Annotated in this window: 20 protein-coding genes; 6 read left to right on the top strand and 14 right to left on the bottom strand. The window is 62.7% G+C overall.

The features are described 5' to 3' along the window. Positions 1-7: 7 nt before the first annotated feature. Together serS and cysG are read left to right on the top strand one after the other, a co-directional pair. Complete coding sequence (gene serS / locus J1N02_RS01665) at positions 8-1,288, top strand: serine--tRNA ligase (protein ID WP_027606346.1); 1,281 nt, start codon at positions 8-10, stop codon at positions 1,286-1,288. Then, positions 1,289-2,683: a siroheme synthase CysG gene (gene cysG / locus J1N02_RS01660; RefSeq protein WP_027606347.1), complete on the top strand. Its 1,395-nt coding sequence runs from the start codon at positions 1,289-1,291 to the stop codon at positions 2,681-2,683. It begins immediately after the preceding gene. Positions 2,684-2,733: 50 nt separating this feature from the next. Here the strand turns inward: cysG and J1N02_RS01655 are convergent, their stop codons facing one another. From J1N02_RS01655 to tusD, 6 genes are all read right to left on the bottom strand, one after another. Then, complete coding sequence (locus J1N02_RS01655; protein ID WP_368962772.1) at positions 2,734-3,729, bottom strand: glutathione S-transferase family protein; 996 nt, start codon at positions 3,727-3,729, stop codon at positions 2,734-2,736. An 88-nt stretch (positions 3,730-3,817) separates the two neighbouring features. Next, entirely contained in the window at positions 3,818-4,819 is a 1,002-nt protein-coding gene (locus J1N02_RS01650; protein WP_027606349.1) for a glycosyl transferase family protein, read from the bottom strand. Beyond that, entirely contained in the window at positions 4,816-5,151 is a 336-nt protein-coding gene (locus J1N02_RS01645) for a TusE/DsrC/DsvC family sulfur relay protein (RefSeq protein WP_027606350.1), read from the bottom strand. The genes J1N02_RS01650 and J1N02_RS01645 overlap by 4 nt, the downstream gene beginning before the upstream one ends. Then, on the bottom strand, positions 5,148-5,426 hold the full coding sequence (gene tusB / locus J1N02_RS01640) for a sulfurtransferase complex subunit TusB (RefSeq protein WP_421147093.1): 279 nt from the start codon (positions 5,424-5,426) through the stop codon (positions 5,148-5,150). Before tusB ends, J1N02_RS01645 begins: the two co-directional genes overlap by 4 nt. Beyond that, positions 5,426-5,776, bottom strand: coding sequence for a sulfurtransferase complex subunit TusC (gene tusC, locus J1N02_RS01635; RefSeq protein WP_027606352.1), 351 nt, complete (start codon positions 5,774-5,776; stop codon positions 5,426-5,428). Before tusC ends, tusB begins: the two co-directional genes overlap by 1 nt. A 1-nt stretch (position 5,777) precedes the next feature. Continuing rightward, complete coding sequence (tusD, locus tag J1N02_RS01630) at positions 5,778-6,170, bottom strand: sulfurtransferase complex subunit TusD (protein ID WP_027606353.1); 393 nt, start codon at positions 6,168-6,170, stop codon at positions 5,778-5,780. Positions 6,171-6,327: 157 nt separating this feature from the next. Here tusD and J1N02_RS01625 point away from each other — a divergent pair, with 157 nt between their 5' ends. Continuing rightward, a complete protein-coding gene (locus J1N02_RS01625) occupies positions 6,328-7,503 on the top strand; it encodes a CaiB/BaiF CoA transferase family protein (protein WP_027606354.1) in 1,176 nt (391 codons plus the stop codon). A gap of 33 nt (positions 7,504-7,536) precedes the next feature. Here the strand turns inward: J1N02_RS01625 and J1N02_RS01620 are convergent, their stop codons facing one another. Further along, entirely contained in the window at positions 7,537-8,031 is a 495-nt protein-coding gene (locus tag J1N02_RS01620) for a SprT family zinc-dependent metalloprotease (RefSeq protein WP_027606355.1), read from the bottom strand. Positions 8,032-8,160: 129 nt separating this feature from the next. Then, positions 8,161-8,763 (bottom strand): Yip1 family protein, encoded by a 603-nt coding sequence (locus J1N02_RS01615; RefSeq protein ID WP_027606356.1) that lies wholly within the window; start codon positions 8,761-8,763, stop codon positions 8,161-8,163. Positions 8,764-9,027: 264 nt separating this feature from the next. Between J1N02_RS01615 and ttcA the strand changes: the two genes are divergently transcribed. Then, positions 9,028-9,852, top strand: a complete 825-nt coding sequence (ttcA, locus tag J1N02_RS01610) for a tRNA 2-thiocytidine(32) synthetase TtcA (protein WP_065948342.1) — start codon at positions 9,028-9,030, stop codon at positions 9,850-9,852. 80 nt (positions 9,853-9,932) lie between these two features. Continuing rightward, positions 9,933-10,604 (top strand): DNA-3-methyladenine glycosylase I, encoded by a 672-nt coding sequence (locus tag J1N02_RS01605; protein WP_053128532.1) that lies wholly within the window; start codon positions 9,933-9,935, stop codon positions 10,602-10,604. A gap of 7 nt (positions 10,605-10,611) precedes the next feature. On the opposite strand, the gene J1N02_RS01600 is transcribed toward J1N02_RS01605, so the two are convergent. The 3 genes from J1N02_RS01600 to arsC are packed head-to-tail and all read right to left on the bottom strand — an operon-like array spanning position 10,612 to position 11,967. Beyond that, on the bottom strand, positions 10,612-11,019 hold the full coding sequence (locus tag J1N02_RS01600; protein ID WP_092357606.1) for a DUF2069 domain-containing protein: 408 nt from the start codon (positions 11,017-11,019) through the stop codon (positions 10,612-10,614). Then, complete coding sequence (gene wrbA / locus J1N02_RS01595; RefSeq protein WP_092357604.1) at positions 11,003-11,617, bottom strand: NAD(P)H:quinone oxidoreductase; 615 nt, start codon at positions 11,615-11,617, stop codon at positions 11,003-11,005. The genes J1N02_RS01600 and wrbA overlap by 17 nt, the downstream gene beginning before the upstream one ends. Further along, complete coding sequence (gene arsC / locus J1N02_RS01590) at positions 11,614-11,967, bottom strand: arsenate reductase (glutaredoxin) (protein ID WP_092357602.1); 354 nt, start codon at positions 11,965-11,967, stop codon at positions 11,614-11,616. Before arsC ends, wrbA begins: the two co-directional genes overlap by 4 nt. A 115-nt stretch (positions 11,968-12,082) precedes the next feature. On the opposite strand from arsC, the gene J1N02_RS01585 reads away from it, so the two are divergent. Next, complete coding sequence (locus J1N02_RS01585; protein ID WP_032889653.1) at positions 12,083-12,544, top strand: TlpA disulfide reductase family protein; 462 nt, start codon at positions 12,083-12,085, stop codon at positions 12,542-12,544. Positions 12,545-12,684: 140 nt separating this feature from the next. Here J1N02_RS01585 and J1N02_RS01580 read toward each other — a convergent pair whose 3' ends face one another. The 3 genes from J1N02_RS01580 to J1N02_RS01570 form a co-directional block, all read right to left on the bottom strand. Continuing rightward, on the bottom strand, positions 12,685-13,089 hold the full coding sequence (locus J1N02_RS01580) for an META domain-containing protein (protein ID WP_027607328.1): 405 nt from the start codon (positions 13,087-13,089) through the stop codon (positions 12,685-12,687). After that, on the bottom strand, positions 13,086-13,526 hold the full coding sequence (locus J1N02_RS01575) for a hypothetical protein (RefSeq protein WP_098479180.1): 441 nt from the start codon (positions 13,524-13,526) through the stop codon (positions 13,086-13,088). Before J1N02_RS01575 ends, J1N02_RS01580 begins: the two co-directional genes overlap by 4 nt. 71 nt (positions 13,527-13,597) lie before the next feature. Continuing rightward, positions 13,598-14,587 carry a 2-hydroxyacid dehydrogenase gene (locus J1N02_RS01570; RefSeq protein ID WP_092357596.1) on the bottom strand — a complete coding sequence of 330 codons (990 nt, stop codon included), beginning with the start codon at positions 14,585-14,587 and terminating at the stop codon, positions 13,598-13,600. Positions 14,588-14,597: the final 10 nt, after the last annotated feature.

The following is a 14,597-nucleotide window of genomic DNA, read 5'->3' as shown; positions in this document are numbered from 1 at the left end:
GACCGACATGCTCGATTCCAAACTGTTACGTAGCAACCTTCAGGACGTAGCGGACCGCCTGGCATCCCGTGGCTTTGCCTTGGATGTTGCGCGCATCGAAGCGCTGGAAGAACAGCGCAAGACCGTCCAGACCCGCACCGAAGCACTGCAGGCTGAGCGGAATGCGCGTTCCAAATCCATCGGTCAGGCCAAGCAACGTGGCGAAGACATCGCGCCGTTGATGGCGGACGTCGAGCGCATGGGCACCGAGCTGTCCGACGGCAAGGTCGAGCTGGAAGGCATTCAGTCCGAGCTGGATTCGATCCTGCTGGGCATCCCCAACCTGCCGCACGAGTCCGTGCCGATTGGCGACGACGAAGACGGCAACGTCGAAGTGCGCCGCTGGGGCACGCCAACGGCCTTTGATTTCGAGATCAAGGACCACGTCGCCCTGGGCGAATTGACCGGTGGCCTGGATTTCGAAACCGCCGCCAAAATGTCCGGTGCGCGCTTTGCCTTGCTGCGCGGCCCGATCGCACGCATGCACCGTGCCCTGGCGCAGTTCATGATCAACCTGCACACCGGCGAGCACGGTTACGAAGAGGCTTACACTCCGTACCTGGTGCAGGCGCCGGCGCTGATGGGCACCAGCCAGCTGCCGAAGTTCGAGGAAGACCTGTTCAAGATCAGCCGCGATGGCGAAGCCGATCTGTACCTGATCCCGACCGCCGAAGTGTCGCTGACCAATATCGTTGCCGGCGAGATCCTCGATGCCAAGCAACTGCCGCTCAAGTTCGTCGCCCACAGCCCGTGCTTCCGCAGTGAAGCCGGTGCGTCGGGGCGTGACACCCGCGGCATGATCCGCCAGCACCAGTTCGACAAGGTCGAGATGGTGCAAGTGGTCGAGCCGTCGACCTCCATGGACGCCCTGGAAGGCCTGACCGCCAACGCCGAACGTGTCCTGCAGCTGCTGGAGCTGCCGTACCGCGTCCTGGCGCTGTGCACCGGCGACATGGGCTTCAGCGCCGTGAAGACCTACGACCTCGAGGTGTGGGTACCCAGCCAGGACAAATACCGCGAGATTTCGTCGTGCTCCAACTGCGGTGATTTCCAGGCCCGGCGCATGCAGGCGCGTTTCCGTAACCCGGAAACCGGCAAGCCGGAGCTGGTGCACACCCTCAACGGTTCGGGCCTGGCTGTAGGTCGCACCCTGGTGGCGGTGCTGGAAAACTACCAGCAGGCTGACGGTTCGATCCGCGTACCTGAAGTGCTCAAGCCTTACATGGCGGGCGTCGAGGTCATCCGCTAAATGGAATTCCTGCCGCTGTTTCATAACCTGCGCGGCAGTCGTGTGCTGGTCGTCGGTGGGGGGGAGATTGCCTTGCGCAAATCCCGCCTGCTGGCTGACGCCGGCGCCGTGCTGCGGGTGGTTGCTCCCCAGATCGAAGACCAGTTGCGCGAGTTGGTGCAGGGCAGTGGCGGGGAAATGATTCTGCGCGGTTATCAGGAGGCCGACCTGGAAGGCTGCACCCTGATCATCGCGGCGACCGACGACGAGCCATTGAACGCGCAAGTGTCCAGTGACGCCAAGCGTCGTTGCGTACCGGTCAATGTGGTGGACGCGCCGGCCTTGTGCAGCGTGATCTTCCCGGCGATTGTCGACCGTTCGCCCTTGGTGATCGCGGTGTCCAGCGGCGGCGATGCGCCGGTGCTGGCGCGCTTGATCCGGGCCAAGCTGGAAACCTGGATTCCGTCCACCTACGGCCAGTTGGCCGGGCTGGCGGCGCGCTTTCGTGCCCAGGTCAAAGGCTTGTACCCGGATGTGCAGCAGCGTCGGGCGTTCTGGGAAGAAGTGTTCCAAGGGCCGATTGCCGACCGTCAGTTGGCCGGGCAGGGCGATGAGGCTGAGCGTCTGTTGATCGAAAAGGTCAACGGCGCACCGCCTTATGCGCCGGGCGAGGTGTACCTGGTCGGTGCCGGCCCGGGCGACCCGGACCTGCTGACCTTCCGTGCCCTGCGCCTGATGCAGCAAGCCGACGTGGTGCTGTACGACCGTTTGGTGGCGCCGGCGATTCTGGAGCTATGCCGTCGTGATGCCGAGCGCATCTACGTCGGCAAGCGCCGCGCCGACCACGCCGTGCCGCAAGACCAGATCAACCAGCAACTGGTGGACCTGGCCAAGCAAGGCAAGCGCGTGCTGCGCCTCAAGGGGGGCGATCCGTTCATCTTTGGTCGTGGCGGTGAAGAAATCGAGGAACTGGCGGCCCATGGCATCCCGTTCCAGGTGGTGCCGGGGATCACCGCAGCCAGTGGTTGCGCGGCGTACGCCGGGATTCCGCTGACCCATCGCGACTACGCACAGTCGGTACGCTTTATCACCGGGCACTTGAAGAACGGGACGTCGGACCTGCCTTGGAGTGACCTGGTAGGGCCGTCGCAGACCCTGGTGTTCTACATGGGCTTGATTGGCTTGCCGATCATCTGTGAGCAACTGATCAAGCATGGGCGTGCCGCGGATACCCCGGCGGCGTTGATCCAACAGGGCACCACGTCCAACCAGCGCGTGTTTACCGGCACCCTGGCAGACTTGCCGCGCATGGTGGCGGAGCATGAAGTGCATGCGCCGACACTGGTGATTGTCGGTGAGGTGGTGGTGCTGCGCGAGAAGCTGAAGTGGTTTGAAGGCGCCCAGTCTCAGGTTTGACAACACTCTTGCGACAAGCCCGCTCACCAAGACGGGCTTGCCAGCCGTACTCAGCTCAAGACACCCTGACCTGTCAGCCGCACTCGATCATGCCCGGCATCAAACGCCTGCAACGGCCCCTTCGGCACAATCGCCGTCGGGTTGATCGTGCGGTGGCTCCCATAGTAATGCCCCTTGATGTGTGCGAAATCCACCGTCTCGGCCACGCCCGGCCACTGATACATCTCCCTCAGCCAATTCGACAGGTTCGAATAATCGGCAATCCGCCGCAGATTGCATTTGAAGTGGCTGTAATACACCGCATCAAAACGAATCAGCGTGGTGAACAAGCGCACATCCGCCTCGGTCAGGTACTCGCCGGCCAAGTAGCGATGGTCGCCCAAGTGCTGCTCCAGATGGTCCAGTTCGGCAAACACATCATCAAACGCGCTTTCATAGGCTTTTTGTGAGGTGGCAAAGCCTGCGCGGTACACGCCATTGTTCACGGCCGGGTAGATCCGCTCGTTCAGCCCATCGATGGCCGGGCGCAGGGCCTCGGGGTAGAAGTCCAGGGTGTTGCCGGTCAGGCCGTTGAACGCGCTGTTGAACATGCGGATGATCTCTGCCGATTCATTGCTGACGATGCGGTTGAGCTGCTTGTCCCACAGCACCGGCACGGTGACGCGGCCGGTGTAGTCGGCGGTGTCGGCGGTATAGCGCTGGTGCATGAATTCGAAACCATCGAGCTTATCGCCGGTGGAGCCGTGGGCCTTGTCGAAGGTCCAGCCGTTTTCCAGCATCAGCCAGCTGACCACGGACACGTCGATCATGCTTTCCAGGCCCTTGAGCTTGCGCAGGATCAGGGTGCGATGGGCCCAGGGGCAGGCCAGGGACACATAGAGGTGATAACGACCGGCCTCGGCCTTGAAGCCGCCTTCGCCGCTGGGCCCCGGCTGGCCATCGGCGGTCACCCAGTGGCGGCGCTGGGCCTGTTCGCGCTGGAAAGCGCCATCTGCGCTACTTTCGTACCACTGGTCTTTCCAGTGTCCTTCGATCAGCAAACCCATGACTGGCTCCTTGGCTAATAAGCGTTGGAGCCCAGTCTAAAGGGATGAGTTCGAACTAAAAGCGCAAAGACCGGGCGGGAATGATCGATTAAATCGATTTGTCCCGTGCATCCCAGTATTGTCGGGCCAATGCGAACGCTTGTTCCCGTGGGTGGCCGAGGCCGCGCAAGGCCAGGGCCATGGTGGCGATCAGCGCCAGTTGCGGGTAGCTGTCTTCTACGTCGCCGCGCCACACGGCCTTCAGGTGATCAGGCTCCAGGGTTGCCGGCTTGACGTGGCGCTGGTCGGAGAGGGCGGGCCATTCTTCATCCCAGCTTTCGCCACCGGTGGTGCCATAGAGGTGACTGATCGTGTCGGGGTTGATCTCGACTTCGCCGCCGTCGCCCTTGACCACGATCACATGGTCGCCAAGCAGGCCGCTGGCATCGCGGTGCACGCCCTGGTAACCGGGGTGGAAAATGCTTTGCAGGCCGCAGCGCGCATTCAGCGGGTTGAGCAGGCGCGCCAGGGAGTGGATCGGCGAGCGCAGGCCCAGGGTGTTGCGCAGGTCGATCATGCGTTGCAGTTGCGGCGCCCAGTCGCCCAGCGGGATAAACGCCAGGTTGCCTTGTTCAAACGCGGTCCCGACCTGCTGCCAATTGCGGCACAGCGGGATATGCAGGGTTTCGAGCAATTGTTCGGTGTACAGCCGGCCCGCCGTGTGTGCGCCGCCGCCGTGCATGAGAATGCGCACGCCATGTTGCGCCAGGCACTTGGCGGCCAGCAGGAACCACGGCAGGTGGCGCTTCTTGCCGGCGTAGGTCGGCCAGTCGACGTCCACATTCAGTGCGGGGGCGTCCAGGCGTTCACGCACGGCTTGGGTAAAACCGGCGAGTTCTTCCGGGCTTTCTTCCTTGTGGCGCAGCAGCATCAGGAACGCGCCGAGCTGGGTGTCTTCGACTTGTTCGTCGAGCAGCATGCCCATGGCGTCGCGGGCCTCTTCGCGGGTGAGGTTGCGCGCGCCGCGCTTGCCTTTGCCCAGGATGCGCACGAACTGCGCAAACGGATGCTCGGCAGGGGTTTCAAGGGTCAGTGGGGCAAAGTCGGTCATAAGCAATTCGTCGGCCGGGGCAGGCCCGCCAGCTTGGCGGCGAGTTTGGCGGGAGTGCCGTTGAACAGTGTGTTGAGGTGCAGGCTGTTGCCCTTTTGCGGGCCCAGCTTCAAGGCGGTGTACTTGATCAGCGGGCGCGTGGCGGGGGACAGCTGGAACTCGGCATAGAACTGGCGCAGCAGCTCGAGGATCTGCCAATGGTCCGGGGTCAGCTCCAGGGCTTCGGCGGCGGCCAGGGCCTCGGCCACCTCAGGGGACCATTCGTTCAGGTCGACGAGGTAACCGTCCTTGTCCAGTTCGAGGGTGCGCGGGCCTACGGTCAGGGTGTTCATAGCCAGGTGTTGACCTTGCGGTAGTCGAGCGACAGCTGCACGAAACCCGGGTAGTCCACGCTGTCGGCCCAGTCCGGCAGCGGCATGTTGCGCGCCTGCATGTCTTCCGCCAGCACGAACACCTTCACGCCCTTGGTGCGCAGGGCCGGGTCGTGCAGCCCGTAGGCGCCATCGCCGCAGAGCAGGATCGCATCCTCGGCGCCACAGATACGCAGGCAACTGGCGAGGCGGCTATCGGTAAAAGGAGAGTGAGATACCACATGTAAAGTCGACATCAGAGGGTTATCACCTGGTCGTAACGGTCAATCAGCCTGGAGATCGCTTCGCTGTCCAGCGACTGGGCATTGGCCGGCTGCGTCAGCCCGCGCTCACCCAGGCTGTGGCGGCAGGCGAACACCTCATCGATGCCGAACAGGCCCAAGGCCTGCAGATTGGCGCTGAGGTCTTTTTGCTGCACGGCCTTGGCGTCCTGGTGCGGCGCCAGTTGGAACACGCCGTCATCCATGAACAGCACGCCGATCGGCAGATCAAACGCGCCCCCGGCCAGCACGATATCCAGCGCTTCGCGCGCGCTCGGCCCGGACCAGGGCGCCTGGCGGCTGATCACTAACAAGGATTTGGACATGTCACGGCCCTCCAAAACAGATCAGGCGGTCGGCGGCCTGGGTGGCGTCGTGCAATTGCCCCAGGCCCGACAATGCCCAGGGCGCATCCAGGTTGGCCGCGCTGCGTTGATAGCGCGTGGCTTCCTCGGCATTCAGCACGCCACGACGCAAGGCGGCAGCGATGCACACCACGCCGTCGAGTTGATGCGCATTGACCAACTCGCGCCATTGGCGGGCAATGTCCTGCTCATCCTGGGGTGCAACGATGTTATTGGAGGCGCCGTAGACGCCGTCCTGATAGAAAAACAGCCGCACAATCTCATGCCCGCCGGCCAACGCTGCCTGTGCAAACAGCAGGGCGCGGCGCGAGGAGGGCGCGTGGGCGGCGGAAAACACTGCAATCGCAAACTTCATGGAACACTCTGCAAGCAAACGTGGGGCAATGATAAAGCCGCTGCCACGAAAAAGCCCGCCATGATCAAAACGGTCACCCTCGATGATCGTTCTGACGATTGCCGGTAGGCGCCAGGCTGCCTAGTCTGTGGGAATTCGAAACCCAAATGGAGTCTCCATGTCAGGTCCCTTGGCGTCCCTCAAAGTACTGGATTTTTCCACCTTGCTGCCCGGCCCGTTTGCTTCCTTGATGCTGGCGGACATGGGCGCCGAGGTACTGCGCATCGAATCTCCCACGCGCACGGACCTGCTGCGGGTGCTGCCGCCCCATGACCGGGGGACTTCGGCCAGCCATGCCTACCTCAATCGCAACAAACGCAGCCTGGCGCTGGATTTGAAACAGCCCGAAGGGCTGGAGATCGTGCGCGAACTGGTCAAGGACTACGACATTGTCCTCGAACAATTCCGCCCCGGCGTGATGGAGCGCCTGGGCCTGGGCTATGAGGCGCTGAAGGCGATCAACCCGCGGCTGATTTATGTGTCGATCACCGGTTACGGCCAGACCGGGCCCTATAAGGACCGCGCCGGGCATGACATCAACTACCTGGCGCTGGCCGGGGTCGCCAGCTACACCGGGCGCCGGGACAGCGGGCCACTGCCCTTGGGCGTGCAGTTGGCGGACGTGGGCGGCGGTTCGCTGCATGCGGTAGTGGGGCTGCTGGCGGCCGTTATCGCCCGGCAGCAGAGCGGGGTCGGCCAATACCTGGATGTGAGCATGACCGATTGCTCGTTCAGCCTGAATGCCATGGCCGGCGCGGGTTACCTGGCGTGTGGTGTAGAGCCTGAGCGGGAGAGCCATGTGCTCAATGGCGGAAGTTTCTACGATTACTACCGCTCGCGAGATGGGCGCTGGATGTCGGTCGGCAGCCTGGAACCGGCTTTCATGCAGCAGTTGTGTGAAGCGTTGGGCCGCCCGGAGTTGGCCGCGCAGGGCTTGAAGCCTGAGCAGCAGCCGGCGCTTAGGCAGGCCTTGCAGGTGGAGTTCGAGAAGCGCAGTTTCGAGCAGTTGTGCGAGCTGTTTGCCGGGGCGGATGCCTGCGTGGAGCCGGTGCTGACGCTCAGCGAAGCCGTGGCCCATCCGCAGTTGAAGGCGCGGGCGCTGGTCAGCCAGGTGCCCAGGGGCGATGGCTCGAGCCAGGCGCAGATAGCCTGCCCGTTGAAGTTTTCGGAAGGGTTGCCAGCGCCCCGGCACATTGGCGTCGCCGTGGGCGCGCACAGTGATGAAGTGTTGGCGGAGCTGGGCTTGAGCCCGCAGCGCATCAGCGAGCTGCGCAGCTCCAAGGTGATTATGTAGTGGCTGGGTGGAGGCTTGCTCTCGATGAGGCCTTTATTCCACCCTGGTTTCGCCGGTAAACACCAAGGTCTGCCGACACCGCCGGCACAGATACCGCCGCCCCTGAGCCACCATGCCATGGCGTTGCGATGAAAACGGGAAGTCGCTGTCGGCACACGGGCACCGGTAGATATAACGGGTCACCTGGCGACGCTTCACGGCATAGGTGTGGCAGCGGTCCGGCGGCAGTTCGTAGACCCCACGCATGATCAGTTGCCATTCCTCACCATGGGGCTGGATGCGCTCGCCAAACAATTGGTGGGCAATCAGGTGCGCCACCTCATGGGCCACGGTCTGTTTCAGGAAGTGTTGGCTGTTTTCTCGGTACAACTGTGGGTTGAAGCGCAGCAGGTTCTCGTGCAAATGCGCGACACCGGCCTTCTGACCCCGCAGCTTGAGGCTGACCTGGGGGCGTTTGAAGCTTCGTTTGAAAAAGGATTCGGCTTGCAGGAAACAATCTTCGACGCGGGTATTGAGTTGCTCGGGCATGCTGTACATATCTCCAGAGACGTCCAGTATGCCGCAAAACCGAGTGTTTCCGAATCTGTCAGGCGCCGAATGGTCATCCATCACGCACAAAGCCACCTTGCGGTGGCCTTGCCTTTGCCATTGAACGGGTCAGTTCGTGTAGATCGGCCCCACGCCCAGGCCCCAGACGATCACGGTAAACGCCATGATCGCCACCAGCACCACCAGCCCTACGGCCAGTATCGAACTGGAAAACAGGAAGCCTTCATCCGGGTCGATGCTCATGAAGGTCGGTACGCCGACATACAGCAGGTACACCGTGTAGCAGATCGCCGCAGTGCCCACCACCATGCCCAGCCACATATGCGGGTAGAGCGCCGCCAGCCCGCCGATGAACAGAGGTGTCGCGGTATAGGTGGCAAACGCCACGCACCGCGCCATGCTGGGGTTGGCGTCGTAGGTGCGGGCCATCCAGTGAATGAACGCGCCCATCACTGCCACGCCGCCGAGCATGGCCGCGTAGGACATGAGGGTCATCCACAGCGCACTTTCCTGGGTCAACATGACCGGGGAGCGGTTGCCGATGACCCAGCCGACCTGGGTGGTGCCGATAAAAGCCGATACGGCGGGGATCGCCGCGAGAATCAGGGTGTGAGTGAGGTACATGTGGCCGATGCTTTCTTCTTTATCGCCACGAATTTCCCGCCATTCCTGGTCGGGATGGGTAAACAGCCCCACGACGTGATGGATCATGCCAGTCACTCCTGTCGTTATTACCATCGCCCCCCATCGGAGCGCCCACGGGCCAGATGGCCACAAAGGTCTGGATATATGTGTGCGACCTCAAGTCGCAGTATAGGAAGGGATGACCGGAATAACCGTAGGGCCTTTAGAGCAAATTGCGCTGTAAACAGGGGGCCTAATCGCGGCGGGGTCTTTTACTGTTAGCCCTTTAGCTGTTTTTTTTGCGTAAAATACCCGGCTTTTCGTCACACACCTCCAGCGGATCCAAGCGCCATGGGCACTCTTACGGTCAACCAGAACAAACTGCAAAAACGCCTGCGCCGCCTGGCCGGTGAGGCAGTCGCCGATTTCAACATGATCGAGGACGGCGACAAGGTCATGGTCTGCCTCTCCGGCGGCAAAGACAGCTACACCATGCTCGACGTGCTGCTGCACCTGCAAAAGGTCGCACCGATCAAGTTCGACATCGTTGCGGTCAATATGGACCAGAAACAACCGGGCTTCCCCGAGCACGTGCTGCCGGCCTACCTCAAGGCGCTGGGCGTCGAGTACCACATCGTCGAAAAAGACACCTATTCGGTGGTCAAGGAACTGATCCCTGAAGGCAAGACCACCTGCTCGCTGTGCTCGCGCCTGCGCCGTGGCACGCTCTACACCTTTGCCGATGAGATCGGTGCGACCAAGATGGCCCTGGGTCACCACCGCGACGATATTGTCGAGACCTTCTTCCTCAATATGTTCTTCAACGGTTCGCTCAAGGCCATGCCGCCCAAGCTGCGTGCCGATGATGGGCGCAACGTGGTGATCCGCCCGCTGGCGTATTGCAACGAGAAGGACATCCAGGCCTACTCCGACTTCAAGCAATTCCCGATCATCCCGTGCAACCTGTGCGGCTCCCAGGAAAACCTGCAGCGCCAGGTGGTCAAGGACATGCTGGTGGATTGGGAGCGCAAGACCCCCGGGCGTACCGAAAGTATCTTCCGCAGCCTGCAGAACGTGCAGCCTTCGCAATTGGCCGACCGCAACCTGTTCGACTTCACCAGTCTGAAAATCGATGAGAGCGCCGCGCCGCGTTTCGTCAATGTGGTGAACCTCTGAGCTCATTCAACGCTCTGACACACGGCGCTCGCGGGCGCCGTTTTCAATTCCATTGCCAGCATTCAACAGCAGGAGAGGGCATGCGCGATTACAAGTGGCTGCACGAATATTGTCTGAACCGCTTCGGTTCAGCGGCCGAGCTGGACGCCCACCTGCCGGTGCCCAAGACCCCGGCGCAATTGCGCAAGATCAGTGATGATCGCTACCTGTCGACCTTGGCGCTGCGCGTGTTTCGCGCCGGCTTGAAGCACAGCGTGGTGGATGCCAAGTGGCCGGCGTTCGAGCAGGTGTTCTTCGGCTTCGACCCGGAAAAAGTCGTGCTGATGGGGGCCGAGCACCTGGAGCGGCTGATGCAGGACACGCGCATCATCCGTCACCTGGGCAAGCTCAAGAGCGTGCCGCGCAATGCGCAGATGATCCTGGACATCGAGCAGGAAAAAGGCAGCTTCGGCGCATTTATCGCCGACTGGCCGGTGACCGATATCGTCGGGTTATGGAAATACCTGAGCAAGCACGGTCATCAGCTGGGCGGGCTGTCGGCCCCGCGCTTTTTGCGGATGGTGGGCAAGGATACCTTTGTGCCGAGCTATGACGTGGTCGCGGCATTGAATGCGCAGAAGATTGTCGACAAGGCACCCACCAGCCTGCGCGACCTGGCCACGGTGCAGGCTGCGTTCAACCAGTGGCATGCCGAGAGCGGGCGGCCGATGTGCCAGCTGTCGATGATGCTGGCCTATACGGTGAATCACTGACCGGCTTCTAGGGTGTGGCCAACCGGCGGTTCAACTGGTGCCGCCAGCGCACATACAGCAGCGCCGTGCAAAACACCGCCAGGCTGGCCAGCATCTCCAGCACCCCGAACCACTGCCGGTTCGGGTCATACGCCGCCAGCGCGCCCTTGATGAAATACAGGTTCACCGCAAAGCACATCCACGAATGCCCGCGCGCGCTGCCGATGATCATCCCCGGCGCCAGCACCAGCAGCGGCACCAGTTCGATCAGCAGGATCACCCACGGGCGTGCGCCGTGCAGGTCGGCGACGAACAGGTAGTACCCGCACAACAAACCCACCAGGGCGAAAAACGCCAGCAGGCTTAACGCGCGTACCGCCTTGACCCGTGGCTCCAGCCACGCCTGCGGCGGCAGAACCTTAGGCTTCCTGGCCACGGCCGTTCTCCAGCAACGTGGCGGTCTTGGCCAGGCGCAGGCCCAGGGCCCGGCACAGGGTGATTTCATGCGGGTCGAGCAGGCGCTTGCCATCCGGCCCGGCATGGTGGCTGGCGCCATACGGCGTGCCGCCGCCCTGGGTGTCGAGCAGCGCCTGTTCGCTGTAGGGCAGGCCAGTGATCAGCATGCCGTGGTGCAGCAGCGGCAACAGCATCGACATCAGCGTGGTTTCCTGGCCGCCATGCAGGCTGGCGGTGGAGGTGAACACCCCGGCCGGCTTGCCGACCAGCGCACCGGTGAGCCACAGGTTGCTGGTGCCATCGAGGAAGTACTTGAGCGGCGCGGCCATGTTGCCGAAGCGCGTCGGGCTGCCCAGGGCCAGGCCCGAGCAGTTTTTCAAGTCATCGAGGCTGGCGTACAGCGCGCCTTCGTCCGGGATGCTCGGCGCCACGGCTTCGCATTCGGTGGAGATCGCCGGTACGGTGCGCAGTCGCGCTTCCATGCCGCCTTGCTCGATGCCCCGGGCAATCTGCCGAGCCATTTCGCTCACCGAGCCATTGCGGCTGTAATACAACACCAGCACATACGGCGACGTCACGGCAGGATCTCCAGCACGTTCTCTGGCGGACGGCCAATGATGGCTTTATCGGCGGTTTCCAGGATCGGGCGTTCCATCAGCTTGGGATGTTCGGCGATCGCGGCGATCAACTGCGCTTCGCTGAGGCTGGCGTCGGCCAGGTTGAGGGCCTTGTATTCGTCTTCGCCGGTGCGCAGCAGTTGGCGGGCGCTGATGCCCAGCTTGGCCAGCAGTGTCTTCAATTGTGCGCTATTCAGCGGGGTTTCCAGGTAACGCACCACGGTGGGGGCGAGGCCTCGGGCTTCCAGCAGTTCGAGCGCACCGCGGGATTTCGAGCAGCGCGGGTTGTGATAAAGCGTCAGATCGGTCATGTGCGGGTCGCATCTTGCGTAAGGTGGCGGGTATTCTACCTGCGCGGCGTCCTGTCCTTAAACCGTAAGAGGCGATAGGTCGCAGCCAACGTTCATTTTTGCGAAGGAATACCCCATGACAAGGCGACTGATCGGTGCATTGGCGATCATCACAACCCTGCTGCTCAGCGGCTGCGGCAATGACTACGGCGTTGACCAGTACGGCCAGAAGGTCGCGGCCGAGCGCCTGGACAAACAGTGGCTGGTGGTCAACTACTGGGCGGAATGGTGTGGCCCATGCCGTACGGAAATCCCCGAACTCAACGCCCTGGCGGAACAGTTGAAGGGGCAGGGCGTGGGGGTGTTCGGGGTCAACTTCGACAATGTGCAGGGTGCAGAGCTGAAGGAAGCCAGCGACAAACTGGGGATCAAGTTCACCGTGCTGGCGCAGAACCCGGATGGGATCTTCGAGATTCCGCGCAGCGAAGCGTTGCCGGTGACCTATATCATCGATGACAAGGGCAAGGTGCGCGAGCAGTTGATGGGTGAGCAGACGGCGGAAGGGGTGTTGGCCAAGCTCAAGGCTTTGCGCGGCTAGAGTATTGTCCTCGATCAAATGTGGGAGGGGGCTTGCCCCCGATAGCAGTGTGTCAGTCAATACATCAGTGACTGTTACACCGTCATCGGGGGCAAGCCCCCTCCCACATTTAAATCTCACCAACCTGTAGATCGGTGGAGTCAGCCCTCTTCGAGCCACAGGCGAATCGGCTTGCCTTCGGCCGGCCAGAAGCGGGTCTGCTCGATCGGCGAGATGTCCCAGCGCTGTACGCCTTGCAGGGCCTGGAAGAAGCGCTGTTCCTGTTCCATCAGGGCCTCGGCGCAGAGCTTGCGGGTGCTGCCGAGCTTGCCGAAGCTGAGTTTGTCGCCCTCAAGGGTGTACGGCGCGAACCAGTGGTTGCAACCGCCGTTGCCGTAGGCACGCCCATCGGCGCCGAGGGTGACGGTCAGGTGTGCGTAATCCATCAACGGCCGCTCACCAATCCACTCCACCACGTAGCTGTGATCCTGCTTGAGCTTGGCCGCGTCACCGGCGCAGCCACTCAGGGCCGCACCGACGGCGGCGAGCAGAAGCAGGCCTTTCATTGCCCGGCCTTCTGGCATGTCGGGCAACGGTGCTTGTCGCCTTCGCTGGTCCAGCCCAACTCGGCAATGCGCGCGTTGGCGGCCGGTTGCAGCGGCTCCTTGGTCAGCTTGGTTTCCACCGCGAATTCAAACTCCAGCACGGTGTCGCAGCTGTCGCAGTTGACCTTCCAGGTGTGAATCTCCAGCTCGCCGAACTTCGGCCCGCGGGCCATGGCGACCCACTGGCCGGCAGGGCGGATGGAGTAGCGCGCGTCACCTTCGACGGTAAGGCGCATGGACAAGGTTTTACTGCCGCGCAGGGTGACGATCAGCACGTCATCATGCTTGATCGAGCCACCGTTGCCGGTGACCTGGTAACGGCCCGGCACCAGGGCGCGGCATTCGATCAGGGTGTGTTGCGGGCTCAGCAAGCTGAAGCGGAAATCGTGTTCGGCCATGGATCCTCCAAATAGGCGCGGCATCCTATCACGGGTGCCTGCTGATCATGAGCCTGGTATGTGACCGCTGATCATCCTTCGACGAGGTTCTGCGCCCGGCCATCGGCCCATGCCGCAATATTGGCCAATGTGGTGCCGGCAATCGCCGCCAGGGCTTCGCGGGTGAGGAACGCCTGGTGTGCGGTGACGATCACGTTGGGGAAGGTCAGCAGGCGCGCGAGCACGTCGTCCTGCAAGGGCAGGTCGGAGCGGTCCTCGAAAAACAGCTGGGCTTCCTCCTCGTACACATCCAGCCCCAGGTAGCCGAGCTGGCCGTCCTTGAGTGCTTCGATCAGCGCCGGCGTGTCGACCAGGCCACCGCGACCGGTGTTGATCAGCATGGCGCCGGGTTGCATCCGCGCCAGGGAGTGCGCATTGATCAGGTGCTTGCTGTCGGCGGTCAGCGGGCAGTGCAGGCTGATGATCTGGGCCTGGGCCAAGAGCTCCGGCAGGCTCACATAGTCAGCGCCGAGGGCCTGGACCTGGGGGTTGGGGAACGGGTCGTAGGCGAGCAGCCGGCAACCGAAGCCCGCCATGATCCTGGCGAACGTGGCGCCGATCTGGCCGGTGCCGACCACGCCGACGGTCTTGCCCACCAGGTCGAAGCCGGTGAGGCCATGCAGGCTGAAATCGCCGTCGCGGGTGCGGTTGTAGGCGCGATGCAGGCGGCGGTTGAGGGCGAGGATCAGGGCCACCGCGTGTTCGGCGATCGCATGGGGCGAATAGGCCGGGACGCGCACGATGGTCAGGCCCAGGCGTTTGGCGGCAGGCAGGTCCACATGGTTGTAGCCGGCCGAACGCAACGCGATCAACCGCGTGCCGCCCTTGGCCAGCTGTTCCAGCACCGGGGCACTGAGGTCGTCGTTGATAAAGGCGCAGACCACCTCGTGGTGTTCGGCCAGGGCGACGGTGTCGAGGTTGAGCCGGGCGGGTTGGAATTGCAGTTCCAGGCCGTGCGGCAAGGGCTCGCCGAGGAAACTGTCGCGGTCGTAGGTCTGGCTGCTGAAAAGAATCACGCGCATCAAAGGCTTC

Origin of the sequence: Pseudomonas sp. NFX5 (genome assembly GCF_049132125.1) — a bacterium.
Classification (GTDB): Bacteria; Pseudomonadota; Gammaproteobacteria; order Pseudomonadales; family Pseudomonadaceae; genus Aquipseudomonas; species Aquipseudomonas marginalis.
Note: the sequence above shows the minus strand (reverse complement) of the source record. Positions and strands in the feature narration are given on the sequence as shown.

Bases quoted from the DNA above. Each gene is read 5' to 3' on its own strand.
- serS (WP_027606346.1), top strand. From the start codon at position 8: ATGCTCGATTCCAAACTGTTACGTAGCAACCTTCAGGACGTAGCGGAC.
- cysG (WP_027606347.1), top strand. From the start codon at position 1,289: ATGGAATTCCTGCCGCTGTTTCATAACCTGCGCGGCAGTCGTGTGCTG.
- J1N02_RS01655 (WP_368962772.1), bottom strand. From the start codon at position 3,729: ATGGGTTTGCTGATCGAAGGACACTGGAAAGACCAGTGGTACGAAAGT.
- J1N02_RS01650 (WP_027606349.1), bottom strand. From the start codon at position 4,819: ATGACCGACTTTGCCCCACTGACCCTTGAAACCCCTGCCGAGCATCCG.
- J1N02_RS01645 (WP_027606350.1), bottom strand. From the start codon at position 5,151: ATGAACACCCTGACCGTAGGCCCGCGCACCCTCGAACTGGACAAGGAC.
- tusB (WP_421147093.1), bottom strand. From the start codon at position 5,426: ATGTCGACTTTACATGTGGTATCTCACTCTCCTTTTACCGATAGCCGC.
- tusC (WP_027606352.1), bottom strand. From the start codon at position 5,776: ATGTCCAAATCCTTGTTAGTGATCAGCCGCCAGGCGCCCTGGTCCGGG.
- tusD (WP_027606353.1), bottom strand. From the start codon at position 6,170: ATGAAGTTTGCGATTGCAGTGTTTTCCGCCGCCCACGCGCCCTCCTCG.
- J1N02_RS01625 (WP_027606354.1), top strand. From the start codon at position 6,328: ATGTCAGGTCCCTTGGCGTCCCTCAAAGTACTGGATTTTTCCACCTTG.
- J1N02_RS01620 (WP_027606355.1), bottom strand. From the start codon at position 8,031: ATGCCCGAGCAACTCAATACCCGCGTCGAAGATTGTTTCCTGCAAGCC.
- J1N02_RS01615 (WP_027606356.1), bottom strand. From the start codon at position 8,763: ATGATCCATCACGTCGTGGGGCTGTTTACCCATCCCGACCAGGAATGG.
- ttcA (WP_065948342.1), top strand. From the start codon at position 9,028: ATGGGCACTCTTACGGTCAACCAGAACAAACTGCAAAAACGCCTGCGC.
- J1N02_RS01605 (WP_053128532.1), top strand. From the start codon at position 9,933: ATGCGCGATTACAAGTGGCTGCACGAATATTGTCTGAACCGCTTCGGT.
- arsC (WP_092357602.1), bottom strand. From the start codon at position 11,967: ATGACCGATCTGACGCTTTATCACAACCCGCGCTGCTCGAAATCCCGC.
- J1N02_RS01585 (WP_032889653.1), top strand. From the start codon at position 12,083: ATGACAAGGCGACTGATCGGTGCATTGGCGATCATCACAACCCTGCTG.
- J1N02_RS01580 (WP_027607328.1), bottom strand. From the start codon at position 13,089: ATGAAAGGCCTGCTTCTGCTCGCCGCCGTCGGTGCGGCCCTGAGTGGC.
- J1N02_RS01575 (WP_098479180.1), bottom strand. From the start codon at position 13,526: ATGGCCGAACACGATTTCCGCTTCAGCTTGCTGAGCCCGCAACACACC.
- J1N02_RS01570 (WP_092357596.1), bottom strand. From the start codon at position 14,587: ATGCGCGTGATTCTTTTCAGCAGCCAGACCTACGACCGCGACAGTTTC.